Origin of the sequence: Flavobacterium sp. ACN6 (genome assembly GCF_002304005.1) — a bacterium.
Taxonomy (GTDB): domain Bacteria; phylum Bacteroidota; class Bacteroidia; order Flavobacteriales; family Flavobacteriaceae; genus Flavobacterium.
Genome location: NZ_MRCQ01000002.1, coordinates 231917 through 254565, shown reverse-complemented (window position 1 = coordinate 254565; position 22649 = coordinate 231917). Strand labels below are relative to the sequence as shown.

At 34.6% G+C, this 22649-nt stretch carries 19 protein-coding genes; 15 read left to right on the top strand and 4 right to left on the bottom strand.

The genetic code is table 11. The features are described 5' to 3' along the window. Positions 1-122: 122 nt before the first annotated feature. Positions 123-635, top strand: coding sequence for a hypothetical protein (locus BSF42_RS04040; RefSeq protein ID WP_095951839.1), 513 nt, complete (start codon positions 123-125; stop codon positions 633-635). Between the two features lie 130 nt (positions 636-765). Here the strand turns inward: BSF42_RS04040 and BSF42_RS04035 are convergent, their stop codons facing one another. After that, positions 766-1224, bottom strand: coding sequence for a DUF1810 domain-containing protein (locus tag BSF42_RS04035; protein WP_095951838.1), 459 nt, complete (start codon positions 1222-1224; stop codon positions 766-768). Positions 1225-1714: 490 nt separating this feature from the next. Here BSF42_RS04035 and BSF42_RS04030 point away from each other — a divergent pair, with 490 nt between their 5' ends. The 12 genes from BSF42_RS04030 to BSF42_RS03975 all read left to right on the top strand — a co-directional run bounded on the left by BSF42_RS04030 (position 1715) and on the right by BSF42_RS03975 (position 15440). Further along, a complete protein-coding gene (locus tag BSF42_RS04030) occupies positions 1715-2074 on the top strand; it encodes a hypothetical protein (protein ID WP_253250976.1) in 360 nt (119 codons plus the stop codon). A 103-nt stretch (positions 2075-2177) separates the two neighbouring features. Beyond that, positions 2178-3833, top strand: a complete 1656-nt coding sequence (locus BSF42_RS04025) for a peptidase domain-containing ABC transporter (RefSeq protein ID WP_095951836.1) — start codon at positions 2178-2180, stop codon at positions 3831-3833. A 2-nt stretch (positions 3834-3835) separates the two neighbouring features. After that, positions 3836-5188: an HlyD family secretion protein gene (locus tag BSF42_RS04020; RefSeq protein WP_095951835.1), complete on the top strand. Its 1353-nt coding sequence runs from the start codon at positions 3836-3838 to the stop codon at positions 5186-5188. Position 5189: 1 nt separating this feature from the next. Beyond that, positions 5190-6587: a TolC family protein gene (locus BSF42_RS04015; RefSeq protein ID WP_095952062.1), complete on the top strand. Its 1398-nt coding sequence runs from the start codon at positions 5190-5192 to the stop codon at positions 6585-6587. A gap of 221 nt (positions 6588-6808) precedes the next feature. Beyond that, entirely contained in the window at positions 6809-7612 is an 804-nt protein-coding gene (locus BSF42_RS04010) for a DUF2490 domain-containing protein (protein WP_095951834.1), read from the top strand. Between the two features lie 103 nt (positions 7613-7715). Then, positions 7716-8858 carry an N-acetylglucosamine-6-phosphate deacetylase gene (gene nagA, locus BSF42_RS04005; RefSeq protein WP_095951833.1) on the top strand — a complete coding sequence of 381 codons (1143 nt, stop codon included), beginning with the start codon at positions 7716-7718 and terminating at the stop codon, positions 8856-8858. Positions 8859-9001: 143 nt separating this feature from the next. Then, positions 9002-10213 carry a hypothetical protein gene (locus BSF42_RS04000; protein WP_095951832.1) on the top strand — a complete coding sequence of 404 codons (1212 nt, stop codon included), beginning with the start codon at positions 9002-9004 and terminating at the stop codon, positions 10211-10213. Positions 10214-10227: 14 nt separating this feature from the next. After that, entirely contained in the window at positions 10228-11232 is a 1005-nt protein-coding gene (locus BSF42_RS03995; RefSeq protein ID WP_253250975.1) for a hypothetical protein, read from the top strand. Positions 11233-11696: 464 nt separating this feature from the next. Further along, complete coding sequence (gene metN / locus BSF42_RS03990) at positions 11697-12728, top strand: methionine ABC transporter ATP-binding protein MetN (protein ID WP_095951830.1); 1032 nt, start codon at positions 11697-11699, stop codon at positions 12726-12728. Next, positions 12721-13374, top strand: a complete 654-nt coding sequence (locus BSF42_RS03985; RefSeq protein ID WP_095951829.1) for a methionine ABC transporter permease MetI — start codon at positions 12721-12723, stop codon at positions 13372-13374. The genes metN and BSF42_RS03985 overlap by 8 nt, the downstream gene beginning before the upstream one ends. 99 nt (positions 13375-13473) lie before the next feature. Then, the gene (gene metQ, locus BSF42_RS03980; RefSeq protein ID WP_095952061.1) at positions 13474-14292 is read left to right on the top strand and encodes a methionine ABC transporter substrate-binding lipoprotein MetQ; all 819 of its coding nucleotides are present in this window, start codon (positions 13474-13476) and stop codon (positions 14290-14292) included. 368 nt (positions 14293-14660) lie between these two features. Beyond that, a complete protein-coding gene (locus BSF42_RS03975; RefSeq protein ID WP_095951828.1) occupies positions 14661-15440 on the top strand; it encodes a Ku protein in 780 nt (259 codons plus the stop codon). Here the strand turns inward: BSF42_RS03975 and ligD are convergent. The 3 genes from ligD to BSF42_RS03960 form a co-directional block, all read right to left on the bottom strand. Further along, positions 15437-18022 (bottom strand): DNA ligase D, encoded by a 2586-nt coding sequence (ligD, locus tag BSF42_RS03970; protein ID WP_095951827.1) that lies wholly within the window; start codon positions 18020-18022, stop codon positions 15437-15439. The two genes, BSF42_RS03975 and ligD, sit on opposite strands and share 4 nt — an antisense overlap. A gap of 9 nt (positions 18023-18031) precedes the next feature. Beyond that, entirely contained in the window at positions 18032-18490 is a 459-nt protein-coding gene (locus BSF42_RS03965; RefSeq protein ID WP_253250974.1) for a hypothetical protein, read from the bottom strand. Positions 18491-18631: 141 nt separating this feature from the next. Beyond that, entirely contained in the window at positions 18632-20125 is a 1494-nt protein-coding gene (locus tag BSF42_RS03960; protein ID WP_095951825.1) for a PLP-dependent aminotransferase family protein, read from the bottom strand. A gap of 67 nt (positions 20126-20192) precedes the next feature. Here BSF42_RS03960 and BSF42_RS03955 point away from each other — a divergent pair, with 67 nt between their 5' ends. Together BSF42_RS03955 and BSF42_RS03950 are read left to right on the top strand one after the other, a co-directional pair. Beyond that, the gene (locus tag BSF42_RS03955) at positions 20193-22052 is read left to right on the top strand and encodes a TonB-dependent siderophore receptor (protein WP_095951824.1); all 1860 of its coding nucleotides are present in this window, start codon (positions 20193-20195) and stop codon (positions 22050-22052) included. 189 nt (positions 22053-22241) lie between these two features. Then, complete coding sequence (locus BSF42_RS03950; protein ID WP_095951823.1) at positions 22242-22601, top strand: hypothetical protein; 360 nt, start codon at positions 22242-22244, stop codon at positions 22599-22601. Positions 22602-22649 lie beyond the last annotated feature (48 nt).

Sequence of the window (22649 nt, the reverse complement as noted above, 5' to 3'; positions counted from 1 at the left end):
TTATAAATGGAAACGATTTTTAAAATAGTTACTGCCTTAACTTTTTTGTGTCAATATTTTGTAGGTATTTTCTATTTTATATATTTATACCTGAATATTTTAACCAAAAACAAACTAACATAATGAAACAAAAATTAACCATTTTGCTTTTTATTATTTCCACGGCAGGATTTGCCCAGCACTTTACGTACGGAACAGGAGGAGCTGTTTATAATTCTGAAGGCAAAAAAGTAATTCCAACAGATGTTCGAACATTTATGCGCGACAATCCAGAAGCTCTGAAATTGTACAACGCGGGCCGAAGCAAGAAAACCTTCGGAAATGTTTTCTTTTATGGAGGATTGGCAATGATAGGTGCAAATGTGATTACAGCAATGAACACCGATAATATTACCTCGACTGGATCTTCGCAATATCCGCAGGTTTCTTCAGATCGTTCTAATATGACTTTTGCTGTTATTGGTGGTATTTTGCTTGTTGCTTCGATTCCGATAAAAATTGGATATCCAAGAAGAATTAGAGAAGCGATTGGAAAGTATAATAGTAAACTGCCCGCTAACGAATTAGCAGATAGTGATATTAAAACGACAATAGTTGCCTCTAATAATCAATTAGGACTTCGTATTACGTTTTAAAAGTTTAACAAATTATAAAATAAAAAATCTGCTGCAGAATAATCTACAGCAGATTTTTTTATTTCTGAAATTGTATTTTCGAATTTTAATTTAATTGGCAAAGAAGATTAAAATTTCGGTTTTAAACAGATTAAGAAAGTACAGGTTCTGGCTGTTTAACAGCTTTTTTAGTAAAGTTTAAAGTCATTTGATCCAAATGTCCGTAGAAAAAAGTATCCAAAACTTCTTGAAAAACAGGATCAGCATTTTCTACCTGAACAAATAAACTCATTGACGATTGTAGTTTTTTGGCGCCAAGTTCTCCCAAAATACCTTCGGCAGACTTTTTCTTTAAAGTCAGAAGCAATTTTGAAATTTCAATTAAATGTTTGGCTAAAATCGGATGATTTAAAAACTCAGTCGCTTCTCTAAGATCTGCAACAGCATAATAATCAGAGAGCGTGCTTTTTCCTAATCCTTTTATCTGCGGAAAAATAAACCACATCCAGTGTGTTTCTTTTTTACCTTTTTTAATCTCAGAAAGAGCAGTCAGATAAAGTTTATTTTGTGCATCTAAAAATCGGGTCAAATCATTTTTCGCGTAGATCATCTCTTCATTATGAATTAAATGGTTTATAAATCGGGTTTCTTTAATGGGTAACACTTGTATATTCTTTATTATATTTTATCAAATTTTTCGATTATCAAAAGTAGATTTCCTATGTATTTGTGAGTTATAGAATTACAGCCCACCGTTATATAATTTCGATAATAGGCAAAGTGTAAGAATGTCCTGTTAATTTCTTTTTAAAGTTTTAAAAAGACCCAAATTCTAATGTTATTTTAATGTTCTGAAAAAAAATTGGCTCTAAATTGCGCGCTCATAAAAATTAGACGAATAGCTTTAAATCATTGAGATTTTTAATAAAATTGAATGTGATTTTTAGACTAAAAAATAAATTTAGCGGTAAAATAGAAGGCAGGAAATTAAAAAATGATTTGTCGACGTCTTTTAATTATGATTTATAGGTGGTGTAACTTTTGTTTTTTAGAAAATGTTGAAAAAAATTAAAAATAGCTTTTTTTCGAAATGCCTTCAGGTGTTACTAGTGGGCTATTTTTTAATCAGCAGCCTAAACATCTCAAACAGCTTCGGCCGAATTATAAATGATAATGCTGAAACGTATACTGTAAAAGGTATAGCGTGTAATTTTTTAAAGAAAGTCTTTAAGTGTGACGGAATTCCGGAAGAACTGGATGATTACGAAGCAAAAGATACTAAAACTGCTAAATTAGCAAAAGGCATTCCTGCAATGGAATATTTGATTTCGATAGAATCAATGATGCCTTACTTTTATTTTCAAAGCGAAACCAAAGGAAAAAGCTACATTAATAATCCAATCTTTTCGCTTGGTTTTCATGGTAAAATACATTTACCGCCTCCTCGAATAAATTCGTAAATACTTGTTTTTTTTTAGGGATTAAGATAAAAATCTTAATCTCGAATGCGGTTTTTGCCGTATATTTATTCTATGTAATATTCCAGTATTTATACTTACATTCATGACACCATTAAAACGTTTTTATAACTTATTGCAGCTCGATAAGCGCGATGTATATCAAATTATCTTCTATGCTGCTTTTGGAGGGTTAGTAAACCTTTCACTGCCTTTAGGAATTCAGGCTATTATTAATTTTATTCAAAGCGGACAACTCAGTGTTTCTTGGATTGTTCTCGTGGTTTTAGTTACAATTGGAGTTGGTTTTGGCGGCGTTTTAACCATTCTGCAATTGCGTATAGTCGAAAATCTGCAACAGCGTATTTTTGTACGTTCTTCTTTTGAATTTGCATACAGAATGCCTCTCATTAAATTTAAAGAAATGTACTCTGAATATGCACCCGAAAAAGCCAATCGTTTTTTCGATACTTTAATGGTGCAGAAAGGAACAGCAAAATTACTGCTTGATTTCTGTACAGCATTTCTACAAGTTGGTCTGGGTATTATCTTATTAGTATTGTACCATTCTTTCTTTATGGTTATCGGACTACTTTTCATTGTTATTCTATACATTATTTTTAAATTTTCGTACAGAGATGGTTTAGAAACCAGTTTGAACGAATCGAAGTTTAAATATAAAGTGGCGGCATGGCTTCAGGAAATTGCCCGCAACAGAGAAAGTTTCCGCAGAAAAGGCGCTTTTGAATATGCTTTGGACAGAAATGACGGTTATGTAAGCCAATATGTAAATTACCGCGAAAAGCACTTTCAGGTAATGAAAAAACAATATATACAGCTGACTATTTTTAAAGTAATTGTTACCGCTGCCTTATTGTCGATCGGTGGTTTTCTGGTAATTCACCACCAAATGAACATAGGGCAGTTCGTAGCAGCTGAGATTGTAATTGTATTATTGATTAACTCTGTGGAGAAAATCATTTTCGGTTTGGAATCTTTCTACGACGTATTGACTTCTGTTGAAAAAATTGGACAGGTTACGGACATGGAAATTGCATGTATTCCGCAGACTTCTGATAAAACAGAAAAAGGAATCAATATTGAGACGGAAAGTATCAGTTACAATTATCCAGATCACAACAAAAAATCGCTTAAGAATGTGAATTTGAAAATTTCTCAAGGAGAAAAAATCATTCTTACAGGAACAAACGGAGCTGGAAAAAGTACTTTACTGCGACTTCTTTCTGGACTTATCGAGCCAGAAACCGGCGCCATGTATGTTACGGATAATTATATGAACCGTCTTAGCGAAGATACGTATAGAGCGCAGGCAGGAACGTATTTACAAGGCGATACTCTTTTTGCAGGAACCATTCGCGAAAATATCGTGTTTGGAAACGAGACATTAAACAGCGAGGATTTAAAATGGGCTTTGGACAATGTGGGCCTTACACCGTATATTAAAACTTTTGAAAACGGACTGGATAATCAGATTCATCCGGGCGGACGCGAACTTTCTGCTTCTGATGTGCAGAAGATTCTTTTGGCTAGAAGTATTGTAGGGAAACCGAATATCTTATTCTTAGAAGATCCGGTTGATAAAATGGACGATATAACTTCGAACAAAATTGTTGATTTTTTACTTTCTGAAGAAAACGACTGGACTGTAATTGTAACTTCTAAAAATGATATTTGGAAGAACAAATGCAGTCGTATGATCACGATTGACGATGGAAAAATTATTAACGACATAAATCTTTAATCATGCTCAATATATCTAAAGATAATAACGTACTTATAACTCCGGGCACCTACAAGTCTATTACAAGTGTTGCCCGAAGACCACATTACAGAATTTTAAACAAAGTTATAATCGGATTTTTGATTTTTCTTGTTGGCTGTCTTTTTCTGCCTTGGACGCAGAATATTTCAGGAAGCGGTTCTGTTACGACTTTAAAACCAGACCAAAGACCGCAAACGGTGCATAATGCTATCGCGGGTCGAATTGAAAAATGGTTTGTAAAAGAGGGTGATTATGTAAAAAAAGGAGATACAATTCTTTTTATTTCTGAGATCAAAGAAGATTACCTCGATCCAAATTTGGTTGGAAATACCAAAGAACAAGTTGATGCCAAAAGAATGGCAGCAGAATCGTACGGTGATAAAGTGGGTTCTCTTGATGTTCAGGCGCAGTCGCTTACAACAGAAAGACAATTGAAGTTAGAGCAGGCTCGAAATAAAATAAAGCAAGCGCAGCTGAAAATAAAAAGTGATAGTATGGATCTTGTTGCTGTTCGAACACAATTGCGAATTGCTAATACGCAATTTGATCGTTCTACGGCATTAAACAAAGAAGGTTTAAAGCCAATGACAGATGTCGAGCAGAAAAGATTGAAACTGCAGGAATCTGAAGCTTATATTATTACGCAGGAAAATAAACTGTTGAGCAGCCGAAACGAATTAATAAACGCTAGAGTTGAAATTAATAGAATTACTGCCGAATACGCTGAAAAAATATCAAAATCAAGAAGTGATAAATTTACAGCATTAAGTACACAATATGATACAGAAGCGCAGGTAAATAAACTGGAAAATCAATATACGAATTATAGATTAAGAAACGGTTTATATTATATTACAGCGCCTCAGAGCGGTTATGTCAACCGTGCTTTATTGGCAGGTCTTGGAGAAACTATTAAAGAAGGAACTCCAGTAGTAAGCATTATGCCATCGAGTTATGATATTGCAGTAGAAACTTATGTAGATCCTATCGATTTACCGTTGGTGCACCGTGGTGCAAAAGTTCGTGTATGGTTTGACGGATGGCCTCGAATTGTATTTTCTGGATGGCCGGGATTATCCTACGGAACGTATGGCGGAAAAGTAGTAGCGATCGAAAACTTTATTAGTGCAAACGGAAAATACAGAGTCTTGATTTCGCCAGACGGAAAAGACCGTCATTGGCCGAAAGAATTAAGTATTGGTGCTGGTGCGCAAAGTATTGCATTGCTGGAAACCGTTTCTGTATGGTATGAAGTTTGGCGAAACCTAAATGGTTTTCCTCCAAATTATTATAATTCAGGTGAAAAAGAAGCAAAAGGAAAGGAGAAAAAATAAAATGAGAAATCTTGTAAAATTGCTTTCTTTCTTATTTCTGCTGAGTTTTTCTTCGCTTCAAAGTCAAAACTTTAATGAAGAAGAATTGAGTTTCAGCGAGTTTTTGGGATATGTAAAAAAATACCATCCGCTCGTAAAACAAGCTAATCTGGAAGTGACAAGTGCACAGGCCCAATTAATGGCAGCGCGCGGTGGATTTGATCCGAAAATTGAAGTAGATTACAGTAAGAAAGAATTTAAAGGAACAGAATATTATTCATTATTAAACAGCAGTTTTAAAATTCCAACTTGGTATGGAATTGAGATCAAAGCTGGTTTTGATGATACGGACGGAGAATATTACAATCCGCAGAATCGTACGCCCGAAGCGGGATTAACTTCGCTTGGAATCAGTGTGGCTTTAGGTCAGGGAATGTTTATTAATCAGAGAATGGCCGATGTTCGAGAAGGAAAACTTCAAGTAAAATTAAGCGATGCCGAACGAAAATTAAAAGCAATTGCCGTTTTGTACAAAGCAAGTGAAGCTTATTTCGAATGGAGAAAAAGCTACAACGAAGCTGAACTGTATAAGAATTATTTAGGCTTTGCAAGTACTCGTTTTTCTGGAGTTAAGAAATTAATTGAGTCTGGAGATTCTCCTGCAATTGACAGCGTAGAAGCCAGAATTACCGTAAGAAACAGAGAACTAAATTTTGAAAATGGAAAATTAAAACTAGCAAAGGCAAAACTAAATTTGGCTAATTATTTATGGATTGAAAATGTTCCTGTTGAATTGGGCGAAATGGTAAAACCAGAGCAGAATTTAGGTCAGACCATTGAAGAAACTTTACGAACAGATGCCATGATGGTTGATGTTGAATCGCTGGACTCACATCCGAAAATTCAATCTTTAGAAACTAAAATGTCGATTCTGGAAGTAAACCGACAGTTGAAAGCCAATTCATTACTGCCAAAGGTAAATGTTGGGTACAACTACATATCAGAACCTCAATATTGGAACACTTTTAATGCAGATGATTATAAGTTTAATGTCGATTTTAGTTTCCCTATTTTCTTGAGAAAAGAGCGTGGAAATTTAAAAATGGCTAAAATTAAAATTCAAGATCTGCAATTTGATATTGGACAGCAGCGACTAGAACTTAAAAATAAAATAAAGGCGCAGCAAACCGAAATTGCCTCTTTGAGAAAACAGAAAAACGTAATCGATAATCTGGTTAACGATTATATGACCATGTTAAGCTCAGAAGAAAAACTGTTTTCTTTTGGAGAAAGTTCGATTTTCTTAATCAATTCAAGAGAAAATAATCTGGTAAGTGCGAAGCTTTCGCAGATTACTTTAGAGAACCAGTTTTATATTTCGAATGCCGAATTGTACAAAATACTGGCCAATCCAGATTAACACATAAAATATACAGTTGGCGATGACTGTACTATATTAATTTTCAGAATTTAATTTCAAAAAAGCTTCAGATATTTTTCTGAAGCTTTTTTTTTAGCTGTAAAAATTGTTCCATATTATAATATGCAACAGCTTTTTTAAATTGTGTTTAGGTTGTTTCTTTAAATTTGATCCGGGCTTTTTATTTCTGTTTTTAATTGAAAATTAAAACTTTACGTGCTATGGATTTATTAAAGAGAAGTTTGGTTTTGTTATGCTGTACAATCTTTGCACAGATTTTAAAAGCACAAGATGCGCCTTATTCAATTGGTTTTATTCCTGCCTCTATAGAAGAGGTTGATGTTGCTTTTCCGTTAATTGAAAAATGGCATCTCAGCGGTCAGGCAGATGTACAGCTGGTTACGCAAGGAACTTACACTAATGATAATCCTTTTGAATACACACAGCGAAAAGTAATAAGACCGTGGCTTATTTATTCAGGGTTTAAAAATCTTAAATTGTGGCTGGGCTATGCGCACAACCAAAAATATGCAGTTGATGAAGCAGGTAACTATAAAACTCTCGAAAACAGACTTATAGTTATGGGGACATTTACGCAGAATATGCCCAGAGGATCAATATTTGAACAAGTGCGTTTTGAAACTAAATTTTTCGATGACAGAAATGGAAATCATCAAACTATTCCTAGATTAAGAGCGCGGTTTGGTGTTAATCATTTTTTAAGTCAAAGCAGTACAAAACCTATTTTTTTAGCGCCAAATATAGGCTACTACACAGAACTTATGCTCAAATTTGCTTCCAAAGATTACGCAGACGAACATTTTGATATTTTTAGGCTTTCCGTTTATTATAGCGCCGGAATTACGCCAAACCTTCATTTTTTAGCAGGTGTGATAGGACAAATGCAGCTGCGTACCAACGGAACTCAATTTGATGTTTATTACGGACCAATGTTTTCGTTAAAATACAGCGTTAAACCTAAAGAACGCGAAACATTTGACAGCGTCGACGGAGGGGCAGATTAAAGTGCTTTTTTATTTCTATTCTTTATTTTTATTTGCCTTTCAAAAGATTAATTCAATCTTACTCATTAAATTTGAAAGAAGAAAATAAAAGAAATAAATAAACATGAAACAAGCAATCGTAAATGCTGTCGTGCATACTGGTGACGAAATAATCGAAAATGGAGTTGTCGTTGTAGAAAACGGAAAAATTATTTCGGTACAAAAACAGATTCCAACTGGTATGGAGCAAATTGATCTTGGAGGAAGTCATATTGCGGCAGGATTTATAGATATTCAGATTAATGGAGGCGAAAAGTATTATTTCAGTCAGACTCCAAACGAAGAAACGATTCAGGATATTTACGACTCCAGTTTAAAATATGGAACAACACATGTTTTACCTTGTTTAATTTCTTCTTCAAACGAAACCATATTAAAAGGAATTGAAGCGGTTCGTCAGTATAGACAAAAGCATAATAACGGTGTTATTGGAATGCATTTAGAAGGACCATTTTTAAATCCGTTAAGACGCGGCGCGCACAGTATTGATCAAGTTCGAAAACCAACCAATGCAGAACTCGAAGAAATTATCAAGCATGGAAAAGACGTAATAAAACTAATTACAATTGCCCCAGAATGTTTTACCGATGAACAGCACAATATGCTGATCGAAAGTGGTATTACCATTTCAATAGGACATTCTACAATTACCCACAAAGAAGCACAGCAGTATTTTGCCAAAGGCATAAAACTCGTAACCCATTTGTTTAATGCCATGACGCAGTTTGGACATCGTGAACCAGGTTTGGTTGGCGCTGTTTTTGAAAATGACGAAGTCTATGGTCCAGTAATTCTAGACGGCGTACATTGCGATTATGCAGCTGCAAAAGTGGCGTATCAGTTAAAAAAAGATAAATTCTTTCTTATCAGCGATGCTACATTTTTAGGGCGAAAAGTTTCCAATTTTAAATGGGATAATTTTGATGCTCATTTAGAAAATGGTTTTTATAGAAATGAAGACGGCAATTTGGCTGGCGCTGCAATATCAATGGCAGAAGCAGTGCAAAATGCTTATAACCATCTCCATGTTGCTGCAGATGAAGCTGTAAAAATGGCTACAACAAGAGTTGCTGCTGCAATTGGAATGCAAGATAAATTCGGAAAAATAAAAGTGGGTTTTCCTGCAGCATTTGTAAAATTTAATGCTGATTTATCCAAAATCGAAACTTTAGATTTAACCCAAAATAAATTAGATATAAGCTTTTAAATCTGACTTATAAGTATTGTTGTGTTTGGTAAAACTTACTTTTAGTATATTTTAAATACATACTTTTCTTTCAATATACTTGTTTTTAAAAAGCATATTGATAGTTTTGTATAAATTATTTAACCCCAAACCTACTTACTTAAATGAGAAAACCCCACTACTATTTACTTGTAATTTTTGCAAGTATACTTTTTGGCTGCAGTGACGACGCAGATTCGTACCAGCCAAACTACCTGCCGAGCATTGATGCCACAGCTTTGCCCGCAGAAAACCACCCATTGACAATGTTTGCAGATGATGAAGATCCTGCCAGAATGTACGACAAAACAGATCGTTGGTTTAGAGTAAACGAACCGCTTCAGGTTATTCAAAAAGGAAAAGATTCTGTACAAGTTTCGCTGTATTCGCCAGTCGGACTTTCAGATGTCAAGATTTATGCGAAACTGCCTAATTACGATAAACGTTTCTTGATTTACAGTTTTTCAAAAATACCAGCTTTTCATCGTTCCTTTCATAAAATTCCTTTGACAGATCAGAAAAACGACTATTTGTTAGAAACAGGAAATACAGTAACCATTGATAAAATTGAAGGATTTTCTTCTGGAGCAATTGAATTTTCGGTAGAATCAGAAGATCCATTATTTCAAAAAATCAAAAAAATAAAATCCAATCATTTAGTTCAGTTTCACGATGGGTATCATATTAATGAATTAGGAAAATTTCTTCCCATGAATCCAGTTTTGGCCAAAGAAGCGATTACCATGATTATTAATTATTCTTATGCCTTAAGTCATCCTTTGTATTACAGCACTTTTATCAATTTTGACAAATACAAAGAAGAGCAGGCTGCGCTGGCAGGAACGGCAATAAACGGCGCTTTGAACTGGCACGGAAATGCCGATGACGTTGACGGCGTTTACGATTATCTTCCAAAAGAAGAAATTGAAAAAATATACTGGAATTACCTTGACAAAAGAACCGTTTATATGGCGATGGTTGGTGGCGATTCTGCTTGGGGTGGAGGCGCTTTGGCTTCGCAATGGGAGTCTGGATATGTAACTGGACATTGGGTAGGAGAGATGTCAGTTTGGTCACACGAGTATTCGCATCATATTGGTTTTAACCACAGCAGTAATTTAGCAAACAGCGGTGAAGGCGGAGGCCAGCAGGAAATGCTGACTCATTTTTATAAGTATTTGATTCATATCAATGATCTTCCTTTTACAGATCCGGAAGTTTTAAAAACCTACAGTAAAACAACTTACGTAAAAGGAACGTATAAAAAACCAGTATTTACCGTTAATCCAAAAAATCCATTTTTGCTGAAATATAAAGGCGAAGGAAAATGGAATTAAAATATAAAAGAGACATGAAACATATTTTGCCCCTAATTCTTCTACTTTGCTTTTTTAGCAATTGCAGTAAAGACGAGCTCGAATCTAAAAATTATGAGTACTATTATCCAACCGATGAAGCAACATTAACTGCACAAAATATACCTGGAAGCACTGAAGCATTTGATCCTAAAGGAATAGCCGTTTCTAACGAAAAATTATATGTTGTTAACGGCAATGTTTTAGAAATTTTTAATGCGGTTACATTCGCGCATATCAAAACCATTAAAGAATACACAAAAGGAACAACAACAATTCCGTTAACGAGTCTGACTTCGGTTGCGGTTGACAAAGGACGTATTTATTTGGGAAGCACCGAATCAAGGTTGTTTGTATTTGATGAAGTGACCAATGCAGGAATAAGCACTGTTGGAAACGGCCAATGGTGGCAGACTTTTGTACACGTTTTTGGCGTAGTGGTTAAAGACGGATTGGTATTTGTAAAAGAAAAAGAAAAGTCCATAAAAGTTTTCGAAACGGCGCAGATTACCGAGACAAGCAACTGGAATTTAGAACCAATTGCCAAATTAAATACATTAAATGGCTATACAGAAGTATATTCAATGGATGTTTATGACGGCAATCTCGTAGTAGCCGGAAGAGATGCAAAAAGTTATTTGTATTATAATATTGCCAATATTAAAGCAAATGCAGCAAAGTCGCTTACCACACCAATAGAGCCAGAAAAAATGCAGTTTTTAGATGTAAAACCAATTTCGGTTAGTTTTAGTTCTGACTGGGCAGTGACATCAGAAAATGTTGGAAACGTTTCTTATTTAAGATTATATCCAAAAGAAGATTTCATGAAAAAGAATGCTAAAGCCGTGGTTAACGCATCAGATATTTTAGGTCAAAATGCCTTCGGAACTATTGTTGGAACGGCGCAGCTGAATGATCTCATTTTTCTATCGGAAAATACCAATAAAAAAATCAGAATTATAAAACTGAATAAAGCATCAATTGCAGAGCAGAATAATTAGGGGTTAAAACCCCAAAAAAAAACAAATTTCAAATTCCAAATTCCAAAATCAATTGGAATTTGGAATTTTTTATTTAGAATTTGGATTTTGGATTTTGGAGTTTAGAATTTGGAGTTTGGAATTTAGAATTTGGAATTTGGAATTTGGAATTTGGAATTTGGAGTTTGGAATTTGGAATTTGGAATTTGGAATTTGGAATTTGAAACACCTAAAAAACCTACTACATTGATAGGCTAATAAAAGTTTTGACAGTTTTTACAGAAAAATTAAAAATAACTACTTAAATTTGCAGCGACAATGAAAAATAGTAACCAGAATATGAAGAATTATTATAGCTGCAGTATGATGTGCTGTGACGCTGTTATGAAACTTATTGATCTGGCTTATATATAAATGATATTTATTTCGAAAAAAGCCTTTCATAACTTTGAAAGGCTTTTTTGATTTTAAAACTTAGTTAAATAATGATTGAATTAAAAAATGTTACCAAAACGTTTCATCAGAAAGACAGGATTGTTGCTGCTTTGTCTGATGTCTCGCTTACAGTTCCGCCGGGGAAAATTTTTGGTGTAATTGGAACTTCGGGAGCTGGAAAAAGTACTTTGATTCGCTGTGTGAATTTATTGGAAAGACCAACTTCGGGAGAAATTATTGTAGACGGTAAAGCTTTAATGCAATTATCAAATTCAGAATTGGCGATCGAAAGAAGACAAATCGGAATGATTTTTCAGCATTTTAATCTGCTTTCTTCACGAACTGTTTTCGAAAATGTTGCTTTTCCATTGGAACTTGCAGGAACTTCAAAAGCAGAAATTAAAAACAGAGTTTTAGAATTACTGCAATTAGTTGGTTTAGCCGAAAAAGCAAACGATTATCCTGCAAGTCTTTCTGGAGGTCAGAAACAGCGTGTTGCAATTGCAAGAACTTTGGCGAATAATCCGAAAGTACTATTATGTGATGAAGCAACAAGCGCTTTAGATCCTGCAACTACAAGATCTATTTTGAATTTGCTGAAAGATATTAATAAACGTTTAAATATTACAGTTTTACTGATTACGCACCAAATGGAAGTTGTAAAATCTATTTGTGATGAAGTGGCTGTAATTAGCCACGGAAAACTAATAGAGCAGGGAAGTGTGGGCGAGATTTTTGCAGATCCGAAACATGAATTAACCAGAGAATTTATTTCTTCTTCCTTGCATATTGATATCCCAGCGGTTTATCAGGAAAAATTAAAACAAGAAGACGACGGAACTTTGAATCCGTTATTGAAATTGGAAATGACAGGAAAGTCGGTAAACGAACCTGTGATCTCAGAAGTTTCCAGACTTTTTGATACTGATTTTAAAATTGTAAGCGCTCAAATGGATCAGGCTGGTGAAGTTAATTTTGGTGTAATGCTGATTGAGTTATCAGGAAAACGTGAAAATTACAATGCTGCAATTCAATATTTTAATTCGAAACATATTAAAACAGAAATTATAGGTTATGTCTGATTCCATTATAGAATTATTGTTAAAAGGAACATGGGAAACCATTGTTATGACTTTTGTATCGGGATTTTTTGGATTTTTATTGGGACTTCCAACAGGAATTTTACTGTTCCTTACACGTAAAAACCAAATTTTAGAACAACCGGTTTTAAATAGAACTTTATCGGTTTTGGTAAATGTTTTTCGTTCCATTCCATTCATTATTTTAATTGTTTGGATGATTCCGTTTACACGCGCCATTGTAGGTACGTCGATTGGTGTGAGTGCGGCTTTAGTTCCGTTAAGCATTGGTGCAGCGCCATTTATTGCCCGATTGGTCGAAAATAGTTTACTAAGTCTTCCTTCAGGATTAATTGAAGCCGCAAGAGCGTTAGGTGCAACGCCGCTTCAAATTGTATACAAAGTATTATTGCCAGAAGCACTGCCTTCTTTAATCAACGCAGCATCGATTACCTTAATTACACTTGTAGGTTATTCTGCAATGGGCGGCGCTGTTGGTGCCGGCGGACTAGGGCAGGTTGGGTATCAATATGGCTACATTGGTTATGATGCCGTAACGATGAACTCGGTATTAGCATTATTGGTTATTCTGGTATTCGTGATTCAGTTCGTGGGAGACAGATTATCAAAACGATTTGATCATAGATAGTTTTTAGTCTAAAGTTTAAAGTCTAAAGTTTAAAGTCTAAAGTCTAAAGTCTAAAGTGAAAGTGGAAAGTGAAAAGTGAAAAAAAATAATAAAATAGAAATGAAAAATAAACTAAATATTTTTAAAACAGCTGGAGTTTTGGCTTTGGCACTTGTTTTATCTAATTGCGGAAAAAGTAAAAATAATGATCCGCATTTTATAAAAGTGGGAGTGGCTTCTGGACCAGAATTAAAAGTGGCTGAAGCAGCTAAAAAAGTAGCAAAGGAAAAATACGGATTAGAAGTTGAATTGGTTTCTTTCAACGATTATGTTATTCCAAATGAAGCTTTAAGTCAGGGAGATATTGATGCAAATGCTTTTCAACATAAACCCTATTTAGATGAGCAGTCTAAACAACGCGGTTATAAATTGGCTATCATCGGAAAAACATTTGTTTACCCGATCGCAGGTTATTCTAAAAAAATAAAAAGCCTTGCTGAATTGAAAAACGAAAGCACGATTATTATTCCAAATGATCCAACAAACGGAGGACGCTCTTTATTGCTTTTGCAAAAAAATGGTTTATTAAAATTGAAAGACAATGTGGGCCTGCTTCCTAAAGTTACAGACATTGTAAGTAATCCTAAAAACTTGAAAATTTTAGAACTAGAAGCTCCTCAACTGCCTCGTGCTCTAGACGACGAAAATGTTTCAATTGCAATTATCAATAATACATTTGCTTCTGCTGCAGGATTGGTTCCTTCGCGTGATGCTTTATTTGTTGAAGATAAGGATTCGCCTTATGTGAACTTGGTGGTAAGCCGTGAAGACAATAAAAACGAAGAAAAAGTAAAACAGTTTTTGCAAGCTTTTCAATCTGCTGAAGTTGAAAAAGCAGCTGAGCAGGAATTTAAAGGCGGAGCGGTTAGAGGATGGTAATTTAGTTCTTAGTGATTAGTCCTTAGTGATTAGTTGTTAGTTCTTAGTCCTTAGTGATTAGTTGTTAGTTCTTAGTAATTAGTCTTTAGTAATTAGTCTTTAGTAATTAGTCTTTAGTAATTAGTCTTTAGTAATTAGTCTTTAGTCTTAGTTCTTAGTTCAAGTGATTAGTCTTAGTCCTTTGTTCTTAGTTTTTAGCCTTAATAAATTAGGAGTTATGAGTTAGAGTGTCTGACTTATAACTCCTAATTTTTTATACTATAATGCCTAGATTGAACCCCATAACTTTATAAAAATAACAACTTGATTTTGTAACATTTAAAGCTGGTTTCTACTTTAATTTAGGAGATATTTCTAAAACAAAAATCATGAGATCAATTTGGACAGGTTCAGTAAGTTTTGGATTAATTAATATTCCGATAAAAATCTTTTCTGCAGTAGAGGAAAGCAGTCTTGATATGGATATGCTCGATAAAAAAGATCATGCTCATATCAAGTTTAAACGTGTTAATGAAGATACGGGTAAAGAAGTTGATTTTGCCAATATTGTAAAGGGCTATAAATTGGATGATAAATATGTCATTCTAGACGATTCTGATTTTGAGGCTGCAGATGCCATCAAAACCAAAACTATTGATATTGAAAGTTTTGTTTTAGAAAAAGAAATTCAGAGTATTTACTACGAACAACCTTATTATCTCGAGCCAGATAAAGGTGCGATGAATGCCTACGGTTTACTTCGTGATGCGCTGCAGGCATCTGGAAAAGTGGGCGTAACGCGCTTTGTTTTAAGAAATAAAGAAAGTCTTGCGATTTTAAAACCATATAAGGATGTAATTGTTTTAAACAGAATTCGCTTTGAACAGGAAATAAGAAGCACGAGCGAATTAAAACTGCCTCCAATGTCCAAAAAATCGACAAAAGAAATGGACATGGCCGAAAAACTAATCGATCAGCTTACGGAGAAATTTGATATTGCCGGATTTAAAGATGAATATACCGCCAAACTTTTGGATATTATTAAAAAGAAAGCCAAAGGAAAACCACAAAAAGCATCTCCAAAACTAAAAGTAGTACACAAACAAAGCGACGATTTAATGTCAATGCTGAAAGCAAGTTTGGAAACGAAAAAGAAAAAATCTTCTTAGTCGGTTTTGTTTTCTTCCAGTTTGTGAATAATCTTTTTAATGTTGGCGCCTTTTGATAAAACAGGTTTCCACAAATCGCCTTTTTTCTCAAAACGAGACAGCACATTTTTAATGGTAAATTGAGATGGATGTAATTTATCTGTCACTTCACTCCATTCCAAAGGCGTTGAAACCGTAGCGCCAGGTTTTGGTCGAACGGAATAAGGCGCAGCCAAAGTTTGCCCTCTTCTGTTTTGCAGAAAATCGATATACAATTTGTTTTTTCTTTTCTTGATGCTGCGTTCAATCGAAGTAATTTTGGGAAGTCTGGCGTGCACTTCTTTGGCAATTAATTCGGCTAAAATCTTAATTGAATCATAATCGTACTGCGCTCCAAGCGGAATGTATATGTGCAGTCCAGTGGCGCCAGAAGTTTTGCACAGACATTCTGTATCCAATTCATCCATGACTTCTTTGACTACTAAAGCGGTTTGTACAACAATTGGAAAATCATTTTCTGTCGCAGGGTCCAAATCGATAACAAGCCAGTCTGGATTTTGAATGTGCTTGATAGTCGAATTCCACGGGTTCATTTCAATACACCCTAAATTTGCCATATAAAGCAGTGTTTCCTTATCATTACAAATCAAATAATTAACATCATCATCATTGGATTCAGAGAATATTTTTTTGGTTTTAAGCCATTTCGGTGTTTTGTCCACATCAACATCTTTTTGGTAAAAACTAGGCGAATCAATGCCATTCGGAAAACGGTTCATAGATTCTGGACGATCTTTTAGATACGGCAGCATAAGCGGCGCCACTTCATTATAATATTGGATAATGTCGCCTTTTGTAATGCCGTCTTTTGGAAAATAGATTTTATTTTGATTGGTTAAATGCAAAGTCGTTTTTCCAATTTTCAAATCGTAATCATTTTCGGTTTTCTGTTCTTTTAAGTTTTCCATCGCTGGTATGGTATCATTGGTTTCTTTATTTTCTCTAGTACTGCTTTTTTTAGTATTGCCATTGAAAGTAACTTCGCTGGCTTTTTTGTCTACTCTTAATCCCAAATAAACGGGATGTCTTAAATTGTTATCCTGCGTCCATTCCGAATATTTCACCTGACAAACTATTTTGGGTTTCACCCATTGAATTTTATCCCGCAAAGGAACTTTTTCTTTAAGCGGTGATTTGTCACTAAACAAAGACTTCAATTTGGTATAAAGTTCTTTTAAAACCGATTCTGTAAAACCAGTACCGCATTTGCCAATGTATTGCAATTCTTTACCATTATATTGTCCAAGCAGAATTGCGCCGAAATACTTTCTCGAATTTTTAGGTTCTGTAATTCCAATAATAATCGCTTCTTCTTCGTTAGAAATTTTAATTTTCAGCCAACTATTACTTCTGGCAGCTATAGTATACGAACTATCTGCTTTTTTGGCTATAATTCCTTCGCTGTTACTTTTTTTGGCTTTTTCAAATTGCTTGATTCCATCGCCAACGGTATGTTCAGAATAGAAAATATTGGAAAAAGAATATTTATTAAATAAAATTCTAAGCAGTTCTTTTCGGTCCAGAAGCGATAATTCTGTTATTGGATTTCCGTCGAGATTCAACAAATCAAAAACATAATATTTTAAGTTTCCAATTCCCGTTTTAAGATAATTTTGCAGCATCTGGAAATCGGCACGCCCGGCTTCATTTTCAACCACAACTTCGCCATCCAGAATTACAGTATGATCTATTAGTGCCAATTCATCTGCAATAGGTTTAAAATTAGCATCAAACGAAATTTTATTGCGGCTGAATAAATCAACTTTCGGCGGATTAATTACAGCAATAGTTCTGTAACCGTCGTATTTGTTTTCAAAAATCCATTCTTCATCATCAAAAGGTTTTTCGGTAGTATTGGCAAGCATTGGTTTAACAAAGGAGGCTTCTAATACTTCTGAAACTTTTACTTCAGGCTTTTTTTTGGCCGCTTTTACAGCTGTCTTTTTTGCTTCGGTTTTTGGAGTCAATTTTGCAGCTTTCTTTTCCAATTCTTCCAAAGTTCTTTTAGAAATAATTGATTTATTATTTTCTAAAATATCAGTATCTGTCGCGTATTTATCTTGTTTTTTAATTAAAAGCCAAGCATTTTCTTGTTTCCCATGAAGTTTGACCAGCGAAAATTCACCTTTAAGTTTTTTTCCTTTTAAGATAAAACTCAAACGTCCTTTTTTAAGATCGGCTAATAATTGTTTTTCGTCAGAGGTAGTTTTTTCGTCAGAAGTATACGTTCCATTATCCCAAACTATAACATTTCCAGCGCCATAATTTCCTTCTGGAATTGTGCCTTCAAAATCTTTGTAGCTGTACGGATGATCTTCAACCATCATGGCAAGACGTTTTACTTCAGGATCCATTGAAGGACCTTTTGGTACCGCCCAGCTTTTCAGAACGCCATTCATTTCTAATCTAAAATCATAATGCAAATGAGAGGCAGCATGTTTTTGAACCACAAAAATCAACTCATCTGCCGATTTTTCAATTTTTCCTTTCGGCTCACGCGTTTGTTTAAAATCTCTTTTTTGGTTGTATTTAGAAAGTGACATAAGCTTGAGTTAATAATTTTGCAGTGTTAATGAAATAGAGTACAGTGCAGCTGCAACAATTGCAAATATTACATGGGCAAAGAACAGCTGAATATAATAACCCTTAAAATCAATTGGGGGTTGATGATGGGTCATACTGAAAATAATTATCCAGCTGATTATGCCAATTACACCGCTGATAGCCCCTAGTAGCAGAGCGCTGAGTGGTGAAATTGGAGCAATATTCTTTACCCAAACAATATGATATCCGACGACAAACAAAAAACCAATTACATAATGTAATAACCATCCCCAAGTTATTTTTGATTGGGTCGAAAGATCAATTTTCATTTTGTCAATGGCGTAACCTAAAAGCACCGGCTCTTTATATAATTCTCTAAAACTTTTAGACATTGCATAACTAAACCACGTCATGGCTGATGTTGCCGCAATAGAAACTAAGACTAATTGAAGAGTTGTGTAAATCATAATTAGGTGTCTTTTGGAAAATAACGTGCATCAAAGTTACTTTCCAAATGCCTATTCAGATTATAGTATTAAATTTACAAATTACATAATTGACAGTATATGAGATACTTTGTCTAAGTCAGGATTCTTGAATTGTAAATTTTATTCGTTTAAAGAAATAACAGTTTCGAGACTTTCGCTTAAAATAGTTATGGCTTTTTCCATTTCTTCTTTTTCCAAATGACCAAATCCTAAACGTGTTGCGGTAAGGTTTTTGGTTTGGTATAAAATAGTTTTCGGCAGGAATAATCCGTTATTATGACATTCTTTCTGCAATTTTATAAGGTTAAAATGATCCTGCCATTCTACCCAGACAGCTAAACCTCGTGGCGGGATTTTAAATTGAATTTGGTCTTTTAGTTTTTCGTTGAGCAGCGAAACAAAATAATCGCGACGTTCTCTGTAGATTTTTTTATTTTTTTTCGAAAGACGATGCACTTCACCTTCCGTAATCCATTCGGTTAAAACTTGTTCTTTAATCACATCAATTCCAGGCTCGAGTATGTTTTGATGTTTTTCTAATTCTTTAATAAATTCAGATGGCCCAGCAACAAATCCGTAACTAAATCCCGAAGGAAGTGATTTTCCAAAGGATCCTATATAAACTACGCGCTGGTTCGAATCGAATGCGGCTAAAGGAAGCACTGGATTATTATCATAATGAAAATCAAAGTCATAATCATCTTCCAAAATAACAAAACCGTATTGATTGGCTAATTCCAAAACTTCAATTCTTTTTTTTGCACTAAGCAGAATCGTAGTTGGATAATGATAATTGGAAGTAAGATACAAAACTCTGATGGTAGAAGTTTCGCAGATTTCTTTCAAGCGTTTGGTATCAATTCCATCTTCATTCACAGGAATCGAAATAATCTGCGCTCCTGTGTTTGTCAATGTCATATTGGACATATAATATCCGGGAGAAGCCACCACAACTTTATCGCCAGAACCAATAAGGACTTTTGTTACGAGGTACAAACCAATTTCGTGACTGCTTGTAGTAAGAAGATTAGAAGTCGAAATTCGAATTCCTCTCGTAAGATTTAAGTAATTAGAGAAATGAGTTTTAAAATTAGAGTGCGAACGCAGCTGAATCTCTTCGTAGGTTTTGGAGGTTTTTCTCCTTTTTAATTTAGAAACATAAAGTCTCGCCAAAACATCTGTCTGCACCAAACGCAAATCGGGCATTCCGTCATTAAACTGAAAAGGCAAATTGCTGATTTCTGTTGGATTTTCGAGAATAGTTGAACGTTGAAAAGTAAAACCAGCAGGTATTTCAGATTGATTCTGTTCTTTTAAAACTGGAAATTCGGCCTTGTTTTTTTTTTGCTGCGATAAAATAAAAGTTCCTTTATTAGGAAGCGTTTCAATCCAGCCCTGCGATTCGAGATCCTGAAAAGCTTTAATCAAAGTGTTTCGGTTTACCGCCAATACTTTGCAGAGAATTCGCGTGCCCGGAAGTTTTGTTCCCTCCGGAAGGAAACCCGTTTGTATGGCTTTGATAAATTCAAAAACAAGCTGCAGATAAATTGCTGTGCTTTCTTCTGGCTTAAGCTGAATAAAGCTTCTAAAAGGAATTTCAACCGGACTATCCATAATTATAAAACTGGTATACTTTATTGGTACGGCAAGGTACTACTTTTGCCAAAAAAATAATAACCAAATGAAAAAAATCTATATTGCTGTCTTTTCAGTAATTTGTACCAGTTTTTACGCGCAGACAAGGGATTCCATTACTAATATGGAGGAAGTAATAATTAATGAAAACCGTTTTAGTACGCCAATTTCGAAGCAAAATAGAAATGTGTACATCATTTCGAGTGAAACCATTAAAAAGCTTCCAGGAAGAACGCTTCAGGAAGTATTGCAATATGCAAATGGAGTAGATATCAGACAAAGAGGACCGTTTGGAACGCAGGCCGATATTAGTGTGGACGGCGGTAGTTTTGAGCAGACAGTTGTTTTGTTGAACGGTGCTAAAGTAATCGATTCGCAAACGGCTCATAATATGCTTAATTTGCCTCTTCCGGTTGAAGCAATTGAAAGAATTGAGGTAGTTCGCGGACCGGCTGCAAGAACTTTTGGAATCAACAGTTTGACGGGAGCTATTAATATTGTGACCAAAAAACCAACAGATTCTGGATTTTTAGTAAGTACATACGCCGGATCTAATTTTGAAAAAGATACTAGAGATACAGGAGATACTTTTTATGGCGCCGGAGTTCAGGCGGGAGCTGTTTTAGGAAAAGAAAAACAACAGCATTTAATTTTTGCTTCTCATGACAAAAGCAATGGGTATCGCTATAATACTGCATTCGAAAATAATAAAATTTTCTATCAGGGAAATGTACAGATTAATGATTCTAATGAAATTTTAGGTTCGGCGGGGTACATCAACAACGGATTTGGAGCCAACGGATTTTATGCAGCGCCGGGCGATATTAATTCTACCGAAATTGTACAAACTACATTTGCCAACATTCAGTCGAAGCATGCTATTACTGAAAACTGGAAAATTATGCCGAGAATAACCTATAGATACAATTATGATGATTATCGTTATTTAGGAAATGCTAATTTAAATGTTGGAAGAAGTCAGCATTATACCAATTCTATTGCGGGAGAGTTGAACTCTACCGTTAAATTATCTAAAGGTGAAATTGGTTTTGGAGCAGAATTTAGAAATGAAAATATTCATTCGTCTAATATTGGCGATCACGATCGTGAAAATGTTGGACTTTATGCGGAATACAGAACAAGTTTTACAGAAAAATTAGACGTAAATGTTGGTACTTATCTAAATTACAATTCCGATTATAAATGGCAGATTTATCCAGGTATCGATGCAAGTTATGCCATTACAGATGCGTTTAAAATTATAGGAAACGTGGGAACGAGCCAAAGAATTCCATCATTTACAGATTTGTATTTGCAGCAAACAGGAAATATTGGGAACGCCGATTTAGATTCTGAAAATGCTTTTCAAAGTGAAATTGGTTTTAAATACATCAAGAAAGCTTTAAGTTTTAATGCAAATTATTTCTACAGAAAAATAGACAATTATATCGACTGGATGCGTAATGCGACAACGGTGCCTTGGCAGAGTCAAAACACAGGCGATTTGAAAACAAACGGAATCAACTTACGCGGTAATTATAGATTTGATTTTTCTAAAGATTCTAGATTGAATATTCTTTTGGCTTATACGTACTTAGACTCTCAATTTGAAAGTTCACGTACCGAAATATATTCTAAGTATCTTATTTCTTCTTTAAAACATCAAATTACCAATACAGTAGATTATCAGTACAGAGATTTCTCTGTATTATTTGCAACTCGTTTTAACGAAAGAATTACAGGACCTTCTTATTGGGTAAATGATTTTAGAGTAAGTCAGTCTATAAAGAAATTTACGATCTTTTTGGATGCTCAGAATATTTTTAATGCAGCTTATTATGAAGTAGGAGCAGTGCCGTTACCTTCAAGATGGTTTACTCTTGGAGTGAAAGTGGTGACTTTCTAAGAATAAATATTTTACTTTAGTTAGATAAAAAGCTTGTAAATGTAACGTTTACAGGCTTTTTGTTTTTTTAGGATAATATCCCAATCAATTTCAATTATGAATGTTAATATAAAAAATTATAGAAATACTGTAAGATTAACCGTTTTATTAATAGTTACTTAGCTTTTATAAATATTTAAAACATTTATTATGAAAGCTTTATTGAAATTGAATATCCTGTTTCTTGTTGTTTTGGTCGGATTGTTATCTTCTTGTAAAAAGAATGATGGGTACAGCGATAAAATAGAAACGAATATAGTTCCTGTTGATAGTACAGAAACACCAAAAGATACTACAGCAAATGCGCCGAGCGATCAAACTAATATTGAAACAACTCAAAGTGCAGAGGCTGGAACAACTGCCCGCGACGAATCTAAAAGTACTGAAGGTACAGGAAGCGGACCAGGAGAAAGTGTACAAGACGGTTCTACTTATACGCCTGCAAAAGGAGTACAGAAAGACAGTGTTAAACTACAGACAGAAAGTGCTAAAAAGAGAAAGAATAAATAAGCAAGTCTGGTTTAAGAGATAGTTACAAAACTCATTTCAAAAGCGAAG